18 protein-coding genes are annotated in these 18,192 nt (G+C 67.3%); 9 read left to right on the top strand and 9 right to left on the bottom strand.

The window, feature by feature from the left end:
* Positions 1-37 precede the first annotated feature (37 nt).
* The 3 genes from ACN8ZM_RS18000 to ACN8ZM_RS17990 form a co-directional block, all read right to left on the bottom strand.
* Positions 38-1,663 carry an APC family permease gene (locus tag ACN8ZM_RS18000; RefSeq protein WP_301769289.1) on the bottom strand — a complete coding sequence of 542 codons (1,626 nt, stop codon included), beginning with the start codon at positions 1,661-1,663 and terminating at the stop codon, positions 38-40.
* A 121-nt stretch (positions 1,664-1,784) separates the two neighbouring features.
* Entirely contained in the window at positions 1,785-3,014 is a 1,230-nt protein-coding gene (locus ACN8ZM_RS17995; RefSeq protein ID WP_420211925.1) for a diaminopropionate ammonia-lyase, read from the bottom strand.
* A 56-nt stretch (positions 3,015-3,070) separates the two neighbouring features.
* Positions 3,071-4,333, bottom strand: a complete 1,263-nt coding sequence (locus tag ACN8ZM_RS17990; protein ID WP_420211924.1) for a Zn-dependent hydrolase — start codon at positions 4,331-4,333, stop codon at positions 3,071-3,073.
* A 56-nt stretch (positions 4,334-4,389) separates the two neighbouring features.
* Here ACN8ZM_RS17990 and ACN8ZM_RS17985 point away from each other — a divergent pair, with 56 nt between their 5' ends.
* Both ACN8ZM_RS17985 and ACN8ZM_RS17980 read left to right on the top strand, forming a co-directional pair.
* On the top strand, positions 4,390-4,800 hold the full coding sequence (locus tag ACN8ZM_RS17985; protein ID WP_420211923.1) for a hypothetical protein: 411 nt from the start codon (positions 4,390-4,392) through the stop codon (positions 4,798-4,800).
* Entirely contained in the window at positions 4,797-5,165 is a 369-nt protein-coding gene (locus ACN8ZM_RS17980; protein ID WP_089451953.1) for an NUDIX domain-containing protein, read from the top strand. Before ACN8ZM_RS17985 ends, ACN8ZM_RS17980 begins: the two co-directional genes overlap by 4 nt.
* A 21-nt stretch (positions 5,166-5,186) precedes the next feature.
* On the opposite strand, the gene ACN8ZM_RS17975 is transcribed toward ACN8ZM_RS17980, so the two are convergent.
* The gene (locus tag ACN8ZM_RS17975) at positions 5,187-6,116 is read right to left on the bottom strand and encodes a 2-hydroxyacid dehydrogenase (RefSeq protein WP_420212636.1); all 930 of its coding nucleotides are present in this window, start codon (positions 6,114-6,116) and stop codon (positions 5,187-5,189) included.
* 166 nt (positions 6,117-6,282) lie between these two features.
* On the opposite strand from ACN8ZM_RS17975, the gene osmF reads away from it, so the two are divergent.
* The 6 genes from osmF to ACN8ZM_RS17945 all read left to right on the top strand — a co-directional run bounded on the left by osmF (position 6,283) and on the right by ACN8ZM_RS17945 (position 11,400).
* Positions 6,283-7,206, top strand: coding sequence for a glycine betaine ABC transporter substrate-binding protein OsmF (osmF, locus tag ACN8ZM_RS17970; protein ID WP_043180592.1), 924 nt, complete (start codon positions 6,283-6,285; stop codon positions 7,204-7,206).
* Positions 7,203-8,381: an ABC transporter permease gene (locus tag ACN8ZM_RS17965; protein ID WP_420211922.1), complete on the top strand. Its 1,179-nt coding sequence runs from the start codon at positions 7,203-7,205 to the stop codon at positions 8,379-8,381. Before osmF ends, ACN8ZM_RS17965 begins: the two co-directional genes overlap by 4 nt.
* Positions 8,378-9,316 (top strand): ABC transporter ATP-binding protein, encoded by a 939-nt coding sequence (locus ACN8ZM_RS17960; RefSeq protein ID WP_175024590.1) that lies wholly within the window; start codon positions 8,378-8,380, stop codon positions 9,314-9,316. Before ACN8ZM_RS17965 ends, ACN8ZM_RS17960 begins: the two co-directional genes overlap by 4 nt.
* Positions 9,313-10,080, top strand: a complete 768-nt coding sequence (locus tag ACN8ZM_RS17955) for an ABC transporter permease (protein ID WP_420211921.1) — start codon at positions 9,313-9,315, stop codon at positions 10,078-10,080. Before ACN8ZM_RS17960 ends, ACN8ZM_RS17955 begins: the two co-directional genes overlap by 4 nt.
* 226 nt (positions 10,081-10,306) lie before the next feature.
* A complete protein-coding gene (locus ACN8ZM_RS17950) occupies positions 10,307-10,981 on the top strand; it encodes a lytic transglycosylase domain-containing protein (RefSeq protein WP_205822505.1) in 675 nt (224 codons plus the stop codon).
* A 20-nt stretch (positions 10,982-11,001) separates the two neighbouring features.
* A complete protein-coding gene (locus ACN8ZM_RS17945; RefSeq protein ID WP_089451949.1) occupies positions 11,002-11,400 on the top strand; it encodes a lysozyme inhibitor LprI family protein in 399 nt (132 codons plus the stop codon).
* 30 nt (positions 11,401-11,430) lie between these two features.
* Here ACN8ZM_RS17945 and ACN8ZM_RS17940 read toward each other — a convergent pair whose 3' ends face one another.
* Positions 11,431-12,306 (bottom strand): LysR family transcriptional regulator, encoded by an 876-nt coding sequence (locus tag ACN8ZM_RS17940; RefSeq protein ID WP_089451948.1) that lies wholly within the window; start codon positions 12,304-12,306, stop codon positions 11,431-11,433.
* Positions 12,307-12,478: 172 nt separating this feature from the next.
* Between ACN8ZM_RS17940 and ACN8ZM_RS17935 the strand changes: the two genes are divergently transcribed.
* The gene (locus ACN8ZM_RS17935) at positions 12,479-13,552 is read left to right on the top strand and encodes an alkene reductase (RefSeq protein WP_420211920.1); all 1,074 of its coding nucleotides are present in this window, start codon (positions 12,479-12,481) and stop codon (positions 13,550-13,552) included.
* A gap of 264 nt (positions 13,553-13,816) precedes the next feature.
* On the opposite strand, the gene ACN8ZM_RS17930 is transcribed toward ACN8ZM_RS17935, so the two are convergent.
* Genes ACN8ZM_RS17930 through ACN8ZM_RS17915 form a run of 4 tightly spaced genes read right to left on the bottom strand, consistent with a single transcriptional unit; the run spans position 13,817 to position 18,180 of the window.
* Complete coding sequence (locus ACN8ZM_RS17930; RefSeq protein WP_011354099.1) at positions 13,817-14,257, bottom strand: dihydroneopterin aldolase; 441 nt, start codon at positions 14,255-14,257, stop codon at positions 13,817-13,819.
* Entirely contained in the window at positions 14,254-14,886 is a 633-nt protein-coding gene (locus ACN8ZM_RS17925) for a sarcosine oxidase subunit gamma (RefSeq protein WP_420211919.1), read from the bottom strand. Before ACN8ZM_RS17925 ends, ACN8ZM_RS17930 begins: the two co-directional genes overlap by 4 nt.
* Positions 14,876-17,887 carry a sarcosine oxidase subunit alpha family protein gene (locus ACN8ZM_RS17920; protein WP_420211918.1) on the bottom strand — a complete coding sequence of 1,004 codons (3,012 nt, stop codon included), beginning with the start codon at positions 17,885-17,887 and terminating at the stop codon, positions 14,876-14,878. Before ACN8ZM_RS17920 ends, ACN8ZM_RS17925 begins: the two co-directional genes overlap by 11 nt.
* A complete protein-coding gene (locus ACN8ZM_RS17915; RefSeq protein WP_043180617.1) occupies positions 17,884-18,180 on the bottom strand; it encodes a sarcosine oxidase subunit delta in 297 nt (98 codons plus the stop codon). The genes ACN8ZM_RS17920 and ACN8ZM_RS17915 overlap by 4 nt, the downstream gene beginning before the upstream one ends.
* Between the last annotated feature and the right edge of the window lie 12 nt (positions 18,181-18,192).

The raw sequence follows: 18,192 nt of genomic DNA, 5'->3' as shown, positions 1-18,192 counted from the left end.
CGCACGCGCGCGATACCGCGTTGCACACCACCAGTCGTCAGCCGGCCTGCTTCACGGGCAACGGCATCTCGTCGTCCTGTGAACCCGCCGGCTGCGATGTCGCGTATTCGCTGAGATACGTCGTACGCCGCCCGCTGGCGACACCCCAGCGATAGAACGCAAGCGCAACGATCACCACCGCGACCAGGTCCCATCCGTCCGGAATGATCCCGTACCCGCCAAACTCCCGCCCGCCGAACCGCGACAGCAGCGCCATGACCGGCAGGTAAGCCACCATCCACCAGGCCGAACGCAATTCCGCGCGGAAATCGGCCCAGCCGCTCTTCGACTGGTAATACAGGTAGACCGGCAGCGCCACGACGATCAGCAGGATGATTTGTCCCGTCAACGGCCAGCACGCCCAGTACAGCACCAGCGACGCGCAGACGAACGCAAACGGCGCGACGATCGGCATGCATGCGATTCGCAGCGGCCGCGGCAGATCGGCCGCATGCCGTCGCAGGGCCATCACGCTGACCGGGCCGGTCAGAAACGAAATGACCGTCGCGACCGAAATCACCGCGGCCAGCGTGCCCCAACCGCGAAAGAAGAACATGAACACGAACGACACGCCGAGGTTGAACCACATCGCCGCGCGCGGCACGCCATAAACGGGATGCAGCGTGCCGAACAGCTTCGGCATCGTCCGGTTGCGCTCCATCGCGTAGATCATGCGCGCGGTGGTTGCCGTGTAGATGGCGCCGGTGCCCGACGGGCTGACGAACGCATCGACATACAGGAGCACGGCAAGCCAGTTGAGGTTCACGGCAATCGCAAGCTCGGCGAACGGCGACGAAAAGTTCAGTCCGTGCCAGCCGCTCGCGATGGCGGTGGGCGGCACCGCACCGATGAACGCGATCTGCAGCAGCACGTAGATCACGAGCGCAAGCAGAATCGATCCGACGAGCGCGAACGGAATGCTGCGCGACGGATTGCGTGCTTCGCCGGCCAGGCTGACCGGGCTCTGGAAGCCATTGAAGCTGAACACGATCCCGCTGGTGGCGACCGCCGTCAGGATCGACGACCAGCCGTACGGCGCGAACTGCCCGCTGCCGCCAAGCGCGAAATTCTGCTGGTGGAACCCGCTCCAGACAAGGCCGGCCACGGTTGCGCCCGGCACGAGAAACTTGAACACCGTGATCGCCGTGTTGGTCTTGACGAACAGCTTCACGCCCCAGTAGTTCAGCATGAAATAGACCACCACGAGCGCGGCGCTGGCGAACAGCCCGTGGGTGGTCAGATCCTCGCCGACCATCAGCGCGCGTGCCCACGGATAGGGCCACGACGCCATGTACTGCACCGATGCGATGGCCTCGATCGGGATGACCGACACGATCGAAATCCAGTTTGCCCATGCGGCGATGAACCCGACCAGCGCGCCATGCGAGTACCGCGCATAGCGCACCATGCCGCCGGATTCGGGAAACGTCGTGCCCAGTTCCGCATACGTGAGCGCGATGGCCAGCACGACGACGGCGCCGATGACCCAGGCAACGATCGCTGCAGGCCCCGCGATCCTCGATGCATGCCACGCGCCGAAGAGCCATCCCGAACCGATGATCGAGCCGAGCCCGGTAAACAGCAACGCCACTGGACCGATACTCCGGTCGACGGATTCTTTCATGTCTGTCTCCAAAACCGCAACGCGCGGCACACGGCACCTGCAACGTGCGCACCGCCGCGGTTGCTTTTTTTCTTGATGGGAAAAGGGAATGCCGTTGCCGGGCTCGCCGGCCCGGCAACGATCAGCGTGTTGCGCAGGCGCGCCACGCGGACTGGCGCGCCCGGACCGACTCGGCCGTTTCGCCGACGAGTTCGCGGTAAGTCGCCGGCGCGGTCGCGCCTTCGGTGTTGATCACCAGCACGCGGGACGTGCCGTCGATCCCGGCCTGCCGAGCGCGATCCCGGTCCTGCAGCAGCACGGTGAGACCCGCCAGCCCTGCCACCCCCGATTCGCCGGCGACGATCGGCAGGTCGCCTTCGCTTCCCGATGCGAGCACACGCATCGCCTGCACTGCATCGGCATCCGAGATCGTCATGAAATCGTCGATCACGGGTTCGAGGAACTTCCACGCGAGCGGAGACGTTTCGCCGCACGCGAGCCCGGCCATCACCGAATCGACCGAGCCCGTCGCCCGCGCGGCCCGGCCGGCCAGCGCGCTCTGGTACAGGCAGTCGGCCTGTTGCGGCTCCACGACGACGAAGCGCGGGCGCTGCGCACCGTGGAATTCCCACAGATAGCTGGCCAGGCCGGCCGCCATCCCGCCCACGCCGCCCTGCAGGAAAACGTGCGTAAAGGCACAACGATCGGGCCGGCTATCGCTTTGCTCGACGAGCTCCGACGCGATCGTGCCGTAGCCCTGCATCACGTCGCGCGGAATGTCCTCGTAACCGTCGTACGACGTATCCGACACGACGTGCCAACCGTTGGATGCGGCGAGTCGCGCGGCCTCTTCGACCGATTCGTCATAGTTGCCTGCGATCCGGACGATCTCCGCACCGTAAGCGGCGATCGCCTGCTCGCGCTCGATACTGACCCTGGCGTGCAGGACGATCACGCACCGGCAGCCCAGCGTCTGCGCGGCGGCGGCCAGCCCCTTCCCGTGATTGCCGTCGGTCGCGCTGATCACGGTGAAACCGGCGAGCAGGTCGCGATAGCGGCCCTGGAACAGCGCAGCCGGATCCAGATCGTGGCCGGCCCACATCCGGAGGATCAGCCGCACGAGTGCAATCGGTGCCCCCAGGGCCTTGAAGCTTCCGAGCACGGAGCGTGCCGACTCGTCCTTCACGTGAAGATTAGCAATGCCAATTTTATGGGCGACGCCAGGAAGATCGATCAGCGGCGTGGCCCGAGGCTCGATCTTGTCCCAGCAAGACAGCCAGGCGCGACTTTCATGAGCTGCGTCGATGCTCAGGATCCGCTTCAGTTCGTCAGGATAGGAAATACGCGCCGCGCGCGGATTGGCAGTCAGCATGACCAGGGTGCTCCAGGGCAGAGTAAGCAGAAAAATTCGGTTGAGCGGATCGACGCTCAGTGCGCCGCCAGGCGCCTGAGGACGACATCCAGCAACACCTTCGCGCCGTCGACGAGCTGGTCGTCGTCGGTATGCTCGCGCGGGTTGTGGCTGATCCCGCCGCGGCTCGGCACGAAGATCATCGCCGCGGGCGCGATGCGCGCGATCATTTGCGCGTCGTGGCCGGCACCCGATGTCATGCGCCGGTTCGAGAATCCCATCCGCGTGGCCGACGCCTCGATTTCCGCGGCCAGCCCCGCGTCGAACACGACCGGTTCGAACCGGACCAGACGTTCGGTCGTGATCCTGACACCCTCTTCCGCCGCCACCTTGTCGAGATAGTCGGCCAGGCGCTGCTCCGCGTCCTGCAGGCGCAGCTCGTCCGGATCGCGAAGGTCCACGGTGAACACGGCCTTGCGCGGAATCACGTTGATGACGTTCGGCTCGATGCGCAACATGCCGATCGTCGCGAGCGTCGTGCCGCTCGCCACCGCCAGCTCGCGCAGGAAGGTCGCGATCGCCGCCGCGGCCCAGCCTGCGTCATGCCGCAGATGCGTTGGCGTCGTGCCGGCGTGGTTCGCATTCCCCTGCACGGTGATCTGCTGCCATGAAATGCCCTGCAGGCTTTCGACCACGCCGATGCGGATCTGCTCGGCCTCGAGGATCGGCCCCTGTTCGATGTGCAGTTCGAGATATTCGTGCGGCACGATCGCGCCGGGCTCGAGATCGCCCGCATAGCCGATCCGCGCGAGTTCGTCGCCCAGGCGCGTGCCGTCGATGCCGATCGTATCCAGCGCCGCGTCGACCGGCATGCCGCCGGCATGGACGAGCGAACCCATCATGTCCGGCTGGTACCGGATGCCCTCTTCGTTGGTAAAGGCGCCGATCGTGATCGAGCGGCGCGGCTTGAGCCCGGCATCGCGAAACGCGCGCACGACGGCGAGGCCGGCCAGCACGCCATAGCACCCGTCGAGTGCGCCGGCGTTTTTCACGGAGTCGATATGGGAGCCCATCATCAGCGGGCGCTCGTTGCCGTCGTCGGTTGCCGAGCGCAACGTGCCGAAGATGTTGCCGATGCGGTCGATCCGGACGTCGAGATCCAGCTCACGCATCCATGCGACGACGAGATCGCGCCCGGCCCGCTCGTCGTCCGTCAGCGCGATACGGGTCCGGCCGCCTATCTCGGGATCGGCGCCGACTTCGCCGAGCCGTCTCAATTGGTCGAGGAGAAGCGCTCCATCCAGCTCGAGCGCGGGCAGCGGTACGACAGGGGTATTCATCGATCGTCTCCATGTGCAGCACGCATCCGGCCAGTCGCCGGACTTGATGGAGTGAAATGTTATTTCAGGTGAATCGATATTTCGGCTCTCAATTGGCCGCCTGGACGCAACTTTTTTTCATCTTCGCGCGCCGGTTCCGTACAAATACGTGCCGACTCAGGCTCGATGCAGGGAAGCGGTCGGATCTGCCGCACGCGCCGCCGTCACAGCGGCATGAGCGCCGGCTGCCCCGCGACATGCCGTGGCGCGTCGTCGAGACACTGCCGCACCATCGGACGCCTGATCCGGCCGGCATGTCGGCGACGGTGCCGCTGGCCTCATCATCCACCGATGCGCAGGCGCACGCCGGCTACCCGCGTCACGGCACGGCCTCCCCCGCCTGCGCGCCAGCCGGCGCCGGCTCGCTGCACGAAGGGAACACCTGCGATAGGCTGCGAACGTCGAACGCCAACGGTGAACCCACATGATCCCCATCAGCGCCAAAGCCATCGTCCGCGACGGCCGCTCGGTCCTGTTCCTGCGCAATCCGCGCGACGAATGGGAGTTGCCGGGCGGCTGGCCCGAAGCAGGCGAATCGCTCGAAGAAACCGTCACGCGCGAAGTGCAGGAGGAATGCGGAATCGTCGCTTCGACGATCCGCTACGTGGCGAGCCGTTCGTGCGAGGTCGTGCCAGGCAAGCGCGTGCTCATCGTGTGCTTCCAGTGCCAGGTCGATCGTCATGAAATCGTCCTGAGCGACGAGCACAACCAGTTCGGCTGGATCGACCTCGATGCCGACAAGCCGGCGAACCTGCCGGCGTTCTATTGGGAATTCTGCAAGCAGGCGACCTGATTCGCGCCTGCTGCCTTGCCCTCACACCGGCGTGAGTACCGGCTGCCCCGCGAAGTGCCGCGCCGCGTTGTCGATGAACTGCCGCACCGAACGATCGAGCGCCTCGGGCGACCAGCCGCCCATGTGCGGCGTCAGCACGACGCTGTCGAGATCCGTCAGCGCGCGCGGCGGCTCGGGTTCGCCTTCGTACACGTCGAGCCCCGCGCCCGCGATGCGCCCGTCGCGCAACGCCTCCGCCAAAGCAGCGGTATCGACAACGCTGCCGCGTGACACGTTGACGACGAACCCGCCGGGGCCGAGCGCCTCGAGCACCGCGCGATCGATCAGGTGCCGCGTGCCCGCGCCGCCCGGCGTTGCGACGATCAGGAAATCGGCCCACTGCGCGAGCGCGTCGACGCGGTCGAAATAGCGGTAGGGGACGTCTTTCACCGACCGGTTGTGGTAACCGATCTCGATGTCGAAGCCGGCCGCGCGACGCGCGCACTTCTCGCCGATCTTGCCGAGCCCGACGATGCCGAGCTTCTTGCCCGACACGTTCGGCGGCATCGCCAGTCCGTCGCGCCACACGCCCGCGCGGGTTTTCGCATCGAGCTGCACGACGTTGCGCACGGCCGCGAGCAGCAGCGCGAACGCATGATCGGCGACGCAATCGTCGTTGGTGCCGGCGCCCGTGACCACGGCAATGCCGCGCGCCTTGGCATGCGTAACGTCGATGTGCTCGTAGCCGGCGCCGAGCGCGCTGACGAACGTGAGTTGCGGAAGTCGATCGATCTCGGCGGCAGTGAGGCCCGTGCTGCCGTTGGTCAGCACCGCGCGTATCGTGTCGCCGTGTTCGGCGATCGCGCGTTCGCGTGCTTCGGATGTCGGGGCGTAGCGCACGTCGAACGACGCGGCGATCTCGCGATGCGCGTCGCCGCGCAAGGCGATCAGAACCAGCAACTCGGGCTTCATGTCAGGAAGTGTCTGCAAGGCGGGAACGGATTTCAGTGTAACAAGCCTGCAACACGGATGCGGGTTATCCCCACACGGGCTGTGGGCACGCCGCCGCACGCGGTTTGCCAAAGCCGGCTCAGTCAAGTAACTTTCGGCGTACGCCCTCGCCCTGGAGATTGGCCCGATGAAGCTCGCCCTGCCCGCCCGGATCCTGGGCCTCGCGCTCGCCGCTACCCTCGTCGCGCCCGGCGCGCATGCCGACACGCCCGTCGTGGTGTCGTCGAAGATCGACACCGAAGGCAACCTGCTCGGCAACCTCATCGCGCAGGTGCTGAAGGCGCACGGCATCCCCGTCACCGAAAAGATCGCGCTCGGCACCACGCCGATCGTGCGCAAGGCGCTCACGAGCGGCGAGATCGACATCTACCCCGAATACACCGGCAACGCCGCGTTCTTCTTCAACAAGGCCGACGATCCGCTGTGGAAGAACGCAAGCCAGGGCTATGACACCGCGAAGCAACTCGACTACGCGGCGAACCATCTCGTCTGGCTCACCCCGGCACCCGCGAACAACACGTGGGGCGTCGCCGTACTCGCGCCCGTCGCGCAGTCGCAGCACCTGAAGACCTTCTCCGATTTCGGCAAGTGGGTCGCCGGCGGCGGCAAGGTGAAGCTCGCGGCGTCGGCCGAATTCGTGAACAGCGCGTCGGCGCTGCCGTCGTTCGAGAAGGCATACGGCTTCAAGCTGAAGCCCGACCAGCTCGTCGTGCTGTCCGGCGGCGACACGGCCGCGACCATCAAGGCCGCCGCGAACCAGACCGACGGCGTCAATGCCGCGATGGTCTACGGCACCGACGGCGGGATCTCGTCGAGCGGCCTCGCGGTGCTCGACGACGACAAGCACGTGCAGCCCGTCTACGCGCCCGCGCCGGTGATCCGCGAAGCCGTGCTGAAAGCGCATCCGCAGATCGCCGACTACCTGAAGCCCGTATTCGCGAGCCTCGACCTGAAGACGCTGCAGACGCTGAACGCGCGCATCCAGATCAACGGCGAACCGGCCGCCGGCGTCGCGAAAAGCTACCTGAAATCGAAGGGCTTCGTTAAATGACCGGTCGCGCGGCAGCGTCCGCGCGGCGCATCACGGCGGACAAGGTCGGCATCCTGATCGGCATCCTGACGATCGTCGCCGTGCTCGGCCTGCCGTTCGCGGTGCTGCGGCCGAACCGCATCGCGGCCGGCACCGACCTGTCGGTGTTCGCCGCGCTGCCGGCCCCGCAGGCAGCCGCGCTCGCGACGCTGTGGATCGTAGGCGCGCTGTGGGCGATGACGGCGAGCCGCCCCACGTGGCGGCTCGCGGCCGGCTGCGCGTGGCTCGCGACGCTCGCGTACGCGGTCGGCGCGGCCGCGACGCACGTCGTCGCACCTGACGACATGCTCGCCCGCGTGTCGCCCTCCTCCGGCGTCTGGCTGCTGCTGTTCGCGTGGGCCGTGTTCGTCGCGGACGCGCTCGCACGGCTCGCATTCGGCCCGTGGCGGCGCCTCGCCGCGCTCGTCGTTGCAATAGCAGCGATTTCGGTGCCGCTCGCGAGCGGCTGGTGGGATGGCCTCTCCGTGATGCGCGAATACGCGGTGCGCAGCGACGATTTCTGGCGGGAGGCGATCCGGCACGTGTCGCTCGCGGGCGGCTCGGTGGCCGCCGCGCTCATCGCGGGCGTACCGCTCGGCATCGCGTGCGCGCGCATCGCAGCCGTGCGTACCGTCGCGATGCCCGTGCTCAACATCGTGCAGACGATTCCCAGCATCGCGATGTACGGGCTGATGATGGCGCCGCTCGGGCTGCTCGCCGCACGCGTGCCGCTCGCGGCCGCGCTCGGCATCCGCGGCATCGGCGTCGCGCCGGCCGTGCTCGCGCTGTTCCTGTATTCGCTGCTGCCGATCGCATCGAGCGTCGTGGTCGGGCTCGGGCAAGTGCCGCCGCACGTGACCGAAGCGGCGCGCGCGATGGGCATGACGCGCACGCAGCGGCTGCTGCGCGTCGATCTCGTGCTCGCGCTGCCGGTGATCCTGAGCGGCGTGCGCATCGTGCTCGTGCAGAACATCGGGCTGACCGCGGTCGCCGCGCTGATCGGCGGCGGCGGCTTCGGCACCTTCATCTTCCAGGGGATCGGGCAATCGGCCGCCGATCTCGTGCTGCTCGGCGCGATCCCGACGATCGCGCTCGCGCTGGTGGCGGCCGTCATGTTCGAAGCCGCGACCGCGCTCGCGAAAGGGCGTGCAGGATGATCGAGATCGAACGGGCCGGCAAACGCTTCGGCGACATCGTCGCCGTCGACGACGTCTCGCTGACGATGAAGCGCGGCACGATCACCGCGCTCGTCGGCGCATCGGGCAGCGGCAAGTCGACGCTGCTGCGCATGATCAACCGGCTGATCGCGCCCACCAGCGGCACGATCCGCATCGACGGCGTCGATACGGCCACCGTTGCGCCCGAGCAGTTGCGGCGCGGCATCGGCTATGCGATCCAGGGGCACGGACTGTTTCCGCACTGGAGCGTCGCGCGCAACATCGCGACCGTGCCGCGCCTGCTCGGCTGGCCCGCCGAGCGCATCGACGCGCGCGTGAACGAATTGCTCGACCTGTTCCATCTCGCACCGGCCGAGTTCGCGGACAAGCTGCCGCACGAACTGTCGGGCGGCCAGCAGCAGCGCGTCGGCGTCGCGCGCGCGCTCGCGGCCGAGCCCGCGATGCTGCTGATGGACGAGCCGTTCGGCGCGCTCGATCCGATCATCCGCAGCAAGGCGCAGGACGACCTGTTCGCGCTGCAGCGCCGCCTCGGCATCACGGTCGTGATCGTCACGCACGATATCGAGGAAGCGCTGAAGCTCGGCGACACGATCGCGGTGATGGACGGCGGCCGGCTCTTGCAGGTCGCTTCGCCGGCCGAGATTCTCGGCAAGCCGGCGGCCGGCGTCGTCGAGCAGCTCGTCGCGGGCGTCGACCGGCCGCTGCGCCTGCTCGCGCTGACACCGATCGACTTGGTGGCCGAAGCCGGTCATGCCGACGGCGAACCGATCGCCGCGACGCGCACGCTGCGCGATGCGGTGTCGGAGCTGCTGTGGCGCGGTGTCGATGTGCTGCCAGTGGAAGATGGCAACGGCCACAACACGCGCCGCATCACGCTCGATGCGATCCGCGCGCACGCCAGGAAGCCCGCATGACGACGTACAGCAGCGTGCAGCCCAAGCGGTCGGCGCTTCTTGCGACCGTCGCACGCGCCGCCGCGCTCGCGCTGCTGCTCGTGCTGCTGTTGCGCCCCGCATGGCTGCAAGGTTTGTTCGCGCCGTTCGCGGACAACGGTGCACCGGTCATCTACGATCGCGCGAGCCTGCTCGACCTCACGCTCGCACATCTCGGCACGGTCGCGTTGTCGAGCGTGATCGGCACGATCGTCGCGGTCGCGGCCGGCATCGCGGTCACGCGGCCGTGGGGCGCGGATTTCCTGCCGGTCGCGCGCAGCGTCGTCGACATCGGCCAGACCTTCCCGCCCGTCGCGGTGCTCGCGCTCGCGGTGCCGGCCGTCGGCTTCGGATTGAAGCCCGTGCTGATCGCGCTCGTGCTGTATGGCCTGCTGCCCGTGTTCGAAAGCACGATCGCCGGGCTCGAGGACGTGCCGCGCGACGTCGTCGACGCCGCGCGCGGGATGGGCATGAGCGGCTGGCAGCAACTCGTGTCGGTCGAACTGCCGCTCGCGTTTCCGGTGATCGTCAACGGGATCCGGCTCGCGGTCGTGATCAATCTCGGCACCGCGACGATCGGCTCGACGGTCGCCGCGCGCGGGCTCGGCGACGTCATCATCGCGGGGCTGCAGACGTCGAACACCGCGTTCGTGCTGCAGGGCGGCGTGATCGTCGGGCTGCTCGCGGTGCTCGTCAGCGATGCGATCGGCGCGCTTGCACGGGTAGCGGCCGCCCGGCGCACGTAATGCGCGTGGGGACACATCCTGTCACGCACAGGTACCTGTAAAAACGACCGACACGCCACGCCTGGCGACGTTCATCCGGACTCCGATGCGTGTCCGCGCAACGATCGGCTCGCGGCCCGACGCGAGTCGACACAAGCCTACATGCCGCTTTCATTCGAGCCAGCCTTCGACCACCTGCGGCAATTGGCCGATATACTAGGCGCCTTCCCATTCCCCGCACTCCACCATGCGACGGTTTCTCTGGCTGATCGTGCTTTCGCTCGGCATTGCGCAACAGGCATCGGCGCAGCAGGCGCCCGCACTGCCTGCGTTCGCGCCCGAAGCGGCCGCATCGGCACCGACCGTCGCATCCGCACCGCTCGCCGACGCCAACGATCAGCCGAACGAAGCAAACCGCCGCATCACGTCCTACCTGACGAAGAAATTCGGCGTCGCACGGGAACGCGCCGCGAAGCTCGCCGATATCGTGAGCGTCACTGCGACGAAATATTCGCTGCCGCCCGCACTCGTTTACGCCATCATTTCGATCGAATCCCGCTTCCAGGAAAAGGCGCGCGGCCAGCATGGCGCGACCGGGCTGATGCAGGTCGTGCCGACCGCGCACCGCGGCCTGGTGCGCAACGTGAAGGACCTGACCGAACCGAACGCGAACGTCGAAGTCGGCTCCGCAATTCTGTCGGGCTACGTGAGGGCCGCCGGTGGCGACGTGCGGGCCGGACTGAGGAGCTACAGCGGCGGTTCGAACGCGTATGCAGCGAAGGTGATGCAGCGGGTCGATGCATTCCGCTTCGTGCTCGAACCGGACGACGACGCGAAAGCCGCGAACCCCGCGAGCGATGCGAAGGCCCGCATGGTGCCGGTCAGCGAGAAATCGAGCCCGACGTCGGTCCGCAGCAACTAGTCCCCCTTCGTTCGACACGCATGCGCCACGCCTCCCGCTTCCTTGCCGTCGCCGCGCTGGCGATCGGCCACACCGCCGCGTTCGCCGCCGTCGATTGCGAGAAGCATGGCCCGACGATGAACAACGTGTGGATCTGCATACTCGACCAGAACAATCAGGCCGTCGAGCACGCGTACCGGTCGCTCGAGCGCAAGCTCAAGCAGCGCAACCCCGATGCCGCCAGCGCGCTCGCGAAATCGCAGGCAAGCTGGACCCGCTTCGCCGACGACACCTGCGACTACGTGAAAGCCGCCAATCCGCAGCAGACGATCCCGGAAGACGCGCGGATGAGCTGCTGGGTCGATTTCAGCCAGGCACGCGTGCGCATCCTGAAGAAATGGGAAGCGCAGCTGGACGCACCGCAACCGGCGCAGCAGTGATCGACGGAAGGATGCCCGCGCAACCTCCCGTCACGCCTGCGCGAAACGCTCCCGCAGAAACTCGATGAAATGCTGCGTCTTCGCGGGCAGCAGCCGCGTTTCGGTCATCGCGTAGACCGGCAGCGGCTCGCCTTCCCAGGCGGGCATCACGCGGCGCAGCCGGCCGGCGGCCAGATCGTCCGCGACGATCGCCTCCGCCAGCACGATGATGCCCGCATCGAGCGTAGCCAGGCGCCGCAGCATGCCGACGCTGTTCGCCCCGAAACGGCTGCTCACCGGTACCGCAACGGAACGCGTGCCGTCGTGCAGCGTCCATGATCCGCTCCGCTGCAGGCCGAGGCACGCGTGCCGGGTGAGGTCTTCCGGCGCTTGCGGCTCGCCGGCACGCGCGAGATAGCCGGGCGACGCATACAGATAATTCCGGAGCGTCGCGAGCCGCCGCGCGATCAGTTGCGAATCCTCGGATGGCCCCATGCGGATCGCCACGTCGAACGGCTCGCTCACCAGATCGACGCGCCGCGACGTCAGTTCGAAATCGAAGGTCAGTTTCGGGTAGCGGTTCGCGAATTCGACGACCAGCGGCGCCAGAATGACCACCGCGAAATCGACCGGAAACGATGCGCGCAGCACCCCGGTCGGCTCCGCCAGCAGCCCGCCGAGCTGCTCGTGCGCAAGCCGCGCCTCGTCGACGATGCGCTTGCAGCGCTCGAAGTAAAGCTGGCCGGCCTCCGTCAGCTCGATCCGGCGCGTCGTGCGATGCAGCAGCCGCAGCCCGATCGCCTTCTCCAGCGCGCCGATCCGCCGCGACAGCGTCGAGTTCGGCATCCCCAGCGTCTCGGCCGCGCTGCGAAAGCCCTTCGCCTTCACGACTTCGACGAACAGCGCCATGTCGTTCAGCAGTTCCATGCTCACTGCTCCATCAATGGATCAATGTTATCCAGATTACCCGGTTTATCCCGAAAAAGAAGCAATGGATGATGACTGCGTGGAGGCGAGGTCGGCACACCCGTGCGCGGCCGGCGCCCGAGGCGGCACCGACCCGGTGCCGTCATCCCGAATCTCGAGGAGCTGACGCATCATGAGCCAACTGTTCACCCCGGTCCGCGTGGGCCGATATACGCTGGAAAACCGCCTGGTCATGGCGCCGATGACCCGCAGCCGCGCCGCCTTCGACGGCACGCCCGGCGAGCTGGCCGCCGAATACTATGCGCAGCGCGCGGACATCGGCCTGATCGTCACCGAAGGCACGCAGCCGTCGGACGACGGGCAGGGCTACCTGACGACGCCCGGCATCTATACCGACGCGCACGTCGCCGGCTGGAAGGCGGTCAGCGACAGCGTGCACGCACGCGGCGGCCGGCTGTTCATCCAGCTGATGCACGCGGGGCGCATGTCGCATCCCGACAATACGCCGCATCACCGCCAGGCCGTCGCGCCGTCGGCGATCGCGCCGGGCGCGGGCATGTTCACGATGAAGGGTATGCAGGACATCCCGGCGCCGCGCGCGCTGACGACCGCCGAAGTGCGCGACACCGTGAACGACTTCCGCTTCGCCGCGCGCCGCGCGATCGAGGCCGGCGCGGACGGCGTCGAGATCCACGGCGCGAACGCGTATCTGGTCCAGCAGTTCTTCGCGCCGAGCGCGAACCTCCGCACGGACGCCTACGGCGGTTCGATCGAAAACCGCGCGCGCTTCGCGATCGAGGTCGCCACGGCGATCGCCGACGAAATCGGCGCGGACCGCACCGCCATCCGCCTGTCGCCGGGCAACACGATGTGGGGGATCGACGAAGGCGAGCAAGGGCCGGACCTGTATCGCTACCTGGCCGCGCAGCTCGACCCGCTCGGTCTCGCATACCTGCACGTGATGCATCACGGCGACGAAGCGCTGCTGGCCGACCTGCGTGCACGCTGGAACGGCACGCTGATCCTGAACCGCCCGGGCCGCACGCGCGACGCGATCGGCACGGACGTGACGTCGGAGCTGGCCGACCTCGAAGCGTACGGGCAGATGGTGCTGGCGAATCCGGATTTCGTGACGCGGCTGAAGACGGGTGCGCCGATGAACGACGCGCAGCGCGAAACGTTCTTCGGCGGCGATGCGCACGGGTATGTCGACTATCCGGCGCTGGGTGGAGTGGCTGCGGCTTGACGCTTAGGCTGAGGGTGATCGTTGCGGCGCGCCGCATTGCGTGTTGCGACGATCGCCTATGCGATGACGTCATACCGATCAGCCAGGCAGGCCGAAGTCGCTTCAGCCTGCACGACATCAGAATGACAAAATGAGTAGGGGAAATTGTTCCGATATTCCAGGAACAAAGCCAACCCCATTCACCGTACGTCCATTGTTCTCATATTCCAGGAACAATGAAAAAACACGGCAAACCAGCGCACTGGCTTGCCGTGGCACGTCACATCAAAACTGCCCCGCCGCCCCCGTCCACCGCAAATAATCCCCGCGCGTCCAGTCGAGCGACACGCCGACACGCTTCGTACCGGGCCGGATCTTCGGCTTGTACACCGACAGCGTCAGCGACTCCAGCGCCGGCCATTCCCGGAACGACAGCACCGCGATATCGGCGACGAGTGTTTCGAGCAGCCGCGTATGCGGCTTGTGCGACAGGAACGCGGCAAGGCGCGCGCAATAGCCGTCGTAATCGATCCACTCGCCCTGCTCGCTCGGCTCGCACCGATAGCCGAGCCGAGCATCGATCACGATCGGTTGCGGCGCTTCATGCTCGTGCGCATGAATGCCGATCCGCGCGGGCACCTTCAGTTCGTCGACGAACACGCTCCAGCCGCGCCCGCGCAGGCGCGGCGCGTCGATCGCCACGAACGGTTCGTCGAACGGCTTCATGATGCGAGCGGCGCGGCCGCGTCGAGCATGATGCGCACGAAGTAGTCGGCGAAGCTGCGACGCAGGACGATCTCGAATGCATCGTCACCGGTCGGGATCAGCACGATCGACGACTTGAAGTAGTGCGACTGCGCGCACTGGCCCGACTTGAATGCGCGCGGATGGAGATCGAGCGGGCAGCCGCGTGCGAGCACGTCGCGCACGCGTTCGCCGCTGATCTCGACAACCGTGTAGCCGCTGCCGACATCGGCGGCCGCCGCATACGAACCCTGCACGGCCTCCGCAAGCTGCGCCTCCAGCACGCCGGCCTGCACCGGCCCGTTCGAGCGCACGAGCCATTCGTCCGGGCCGAGCCACAGCACGTCGTACTCGGCGCCGCGCGCGACCGTGTTCGGCGCTGCGGGCGGCCGGCAGCCGACCACGCGCTCGAACGCGCTGACGAACGCCGGATCGCTCAACTCGCCGCGCACGTTGACGAGATCGAGGAACGGCCGCTCGCGCAGCGTGAACTTCTTCGAGGCGCGCGCCTGGTGCGGCTTCAGCACGTCGGCCGCGCCGACGAACGGCGATTCAAGCGTCACGCCGCCCGCGCCTGCCACCTGCGTCTGGTTTCTGGTTTCATTCCACATGCTGACGCACCCCTTCGGTATCGTAGAAAACCGGGCTCGAGATCTTCGCGGTGATGCGCTTGCCGTTGGCCAGCGGAATCACGACGCTCTCGCCCATCTTGTTCAGGCCGCCCTTCACCACCGCGAGCGCGATCGAGCGCTTCAGGATCGGGCTGTAGTAGCTCGACGTCACGTGGCCGATCATCGGCGTCGGATCGACCGCCGACACCTGCGTGTCCTTCGCGACGATCTGCGCGCCTTCCGGCAGCACGAGCTGCTCGTCCTCGGTCAAGAGGCCGACGAACTGCTTGCGGCCTTCCTTCGCGGTATCCGAGCGCGTGAGCGAACGCTTGCCGAGGAAGTCCTTCGACTTCGCGACCAGCCCGCCCATCCCGAGGTCGTACGGCGTGATCGAGCCGTCGGTATCCTGGCCGACGATGATGTAGCCCTTCTCCGCGCGCAGCACGTGCATCGTCTCGGTGCCGTACGGCGTGATGTCGAACTCGGCACCCGCCGCCATCAGCGCTTCCCACACCGCGCGGCCCGCATTCGCCGGCACGTTCACTTCATAGGCGAGCTCGCCCGAGAAGCTGATCCGCATCACGCGCGCCTTCGCGCCCGCGACGGTGCCGTTCCGGTAGCTCATGAACGGGAACGCTTCGTTGCCGAAGTCAATGTCCTGGCACACCTTCTGCACGACCTTGCGGCTCTTCGGGCCGACCACCGCGAACGTCGCCCAGTGGTCGGTGACCGACGACAGCCGCACCTTCATGTCGGGCCATTCGGTCTGCAGCCAGCGTTCGAGCCACGTGAGCACGCGCGCCGCGCCGCCCGTCGTGGTCGTCATCATGAAATGCTGGTCGGCGAGGCGCACCGTCACGCCATCGTCGAACACCATCCCGTTCTCGTCGAGCATCAGCCCGTAGCGGCACTTGCCCACTTCGAGCTTGTTCCACGGGTTCGTGTACATCCAGTTCAGCAGCTTCACGGCGTCCGGGCCCTGGATGTCGATCTTGCCGAGCGTCGATGCGTCGAGAATGCCGACGCTGTTGCGCACCGCCAGGCATTCGCGCTTCACGGCCGCGTGGAGATCCTCGCCGTTCTTCGGGAAGTACCAGGGCCGCTTCCAGTTGCCGACGTCCTCGAACAGCGCGCCGTGCTCGACGTGCCACTCGTGCACGCAGGTCTTGCGGATCGGGTCGAGGAAATCGCCGAGTTCGCGGCCCGCGAACGTGCCGAACGACACGGGCGTGTAGTTCGGGCGGAACGTCGTCGTGCCCGTTTCCGGAATCGTCTTGCCGAGCGCACCCGCGAGGATCGCCATCCCGTTGATGTTGCCGAGCTTGCCCTGGTCGGTGCCGAAGCCCATCGCCGTATAGCGTTTCACGTGCTCGACCGACTCGAAGCCTTCGCGTGCGGCCAGCAGGATGTCCGCGGCCGACACGTCGTTCTGGAAGTCGACGAACTGCTTCGGCCCGCGCGCCGCGGCTTCGCGGCTGCCGACCAGCCACAGCGGCTGCAGTGCGCCTTCGACGGCTTCCGCGACCTGCGGTGCGACCGCGCGCTGCGCAGCCGTGAAGCCCGCCGCCTTCGCGGCTTCCACGCCCGCATCGACCGCGAGCCGCAGCGCGCGCGCCAGGCCGAATTCGCCGGCTGCGGCACCAATGCTCGCTTCCGCCTGCACGGGCTTGCCCGGCAGGAAGCAGGCCTTCTCGTCGTTCCAGCAGGCCTTGCCGCCCGACTGCGCGAACAGGTGCAGCACCGGGCTGAAGCCACCCGACATCGCGACGAGGTCGCACGGCAGCGTCTGCAGCTTGCCGCCCACCTGGCCGTTCGAGAGCGACGCGACGTCGACCGACGATACGCGCCACTTGCCCGATGCGCCCGTCACGACCGCGCCGCTCATCACCGTCACGCCCTGCCGCTTCGCAGCGGCCGGCAGCGCACCGTTCGACGACGCGCGCGAATCGACGACCGTCACCTTCGCGCCGCACGCCTTCAGGTCGAGCGCGGTCTGGTAGGCGCGATCGTTGTTCGTGAACACGACCGCGTTGCGGCCCGGCAGCACGCCGAAGCGATGCACGTAGGTGGACACCGCGCCGGCGAGCATCACGCCCGGCAGGTCGTTGTTGCCGAACACGATCGGCCGCTCGTGCGCGCCGGTCGCGAGGATCACGCGCTTCGCGCGGACCTTCCACAGCAGTTCGCGCGTACCCTTGCGCATCGACACCGGCAGGTGATCGGTCAGGCGCTGCGTGACCGTCACGAGGTTGTGGTCCTGATAGCCGAACGCGGTGCTGCGCGACAGGATCGTCACGTCAGACAGCTTGCGCAGCTCGGCCTCGATCTTCTCGACCCACTGCAGCGCGGGCTTCGCGTCGATCTCGGCGCGGCACGACAGCAGGCTGCCGCCGAGTTCGCGCTGGTCGTCGACGAGGATCACGCGCGCGCCGGCCGTGGCGGCCGCATGCGCGGCGGCGAGGCCCGACGGGCCACCGCCGACGACGAGCACGTCGCAGTGCGCGTAGCACTTGTCGTAGCGATCGGCGTCGAGCGCTTCCGGCGCCTTGCCGAGACCGGCTGCCTCACGGATCTTCTCTTCGTACTTCGGCCACATGTTGCGCGGCCACATGAAGGTCTTGTAGTAGAAGCCGGCCGGCAGGAAGCGCGACAGCTTCTGGTTGATCGCGTACTTGTCATTCTCGAGCGTCGGCTCCGCGTTCACGCTGGACGCGACGAGCCCCTGGTACAGCTCGATCTCGGTCGCGCGCGCGTTCGGCACCGTGTACGGGCCCGATTCGAGCTGCACGACGGCGTTCGGTTCCGCGACGTCGGCCGTCACGATCCCGCGCGGACGGTGGTACTTGAAGCTGCGCGCGACGAAGTGCACGCCGTTCGCGAGCAGCGCGGACGCGAGCGTGTCGCCCTGGAAGCCTTGATACGTGCGGCCGTTGAACGTGAACGTCAACGGAATCGCGCGATTGATGCGGCCACCGGTGCCGAGGCGGTCTTTCTGGCTCATTTGCTCGTGCCCTCTTCGTGTGCGTTGCCGGCAGCTTCGCCGAACTTTTCGTAGCCCTTGATATCGTAGGTCACCGTGTCGCGCGTGGCCTTGAACCAGCGGCGGCAGCCCTGCGCGTGCAGCCACTGCTCCTTGTGCAGCCCGCGCTTGTTCTCGCGCATGAACACGTACTCGCCCCATTCACGGTCGGTCATGTTCTCGTTCGCAACCGGGCGCACGATGTCGGCTTCACCGCCGCACGAGAACTCGGATTCGGCGCGCGGCCCGCACCACGGACATTCGATCAGCAACATGTTTCCTTCTCC

This window comes from Burkholderia aenigmatica, from assembly GCF_048627025.1.
GTDB lineage: Bacteria > Pseudomonadota > Gammaproteobacteria > Burkholderiales > Burkholderiaceae > Burkholderia > Burkholderia aenigmatica.
Note: the sequence above shows the minus strand (reverse complement) of the source record. Positions and strands in the feature narration are given on the sequence as shown.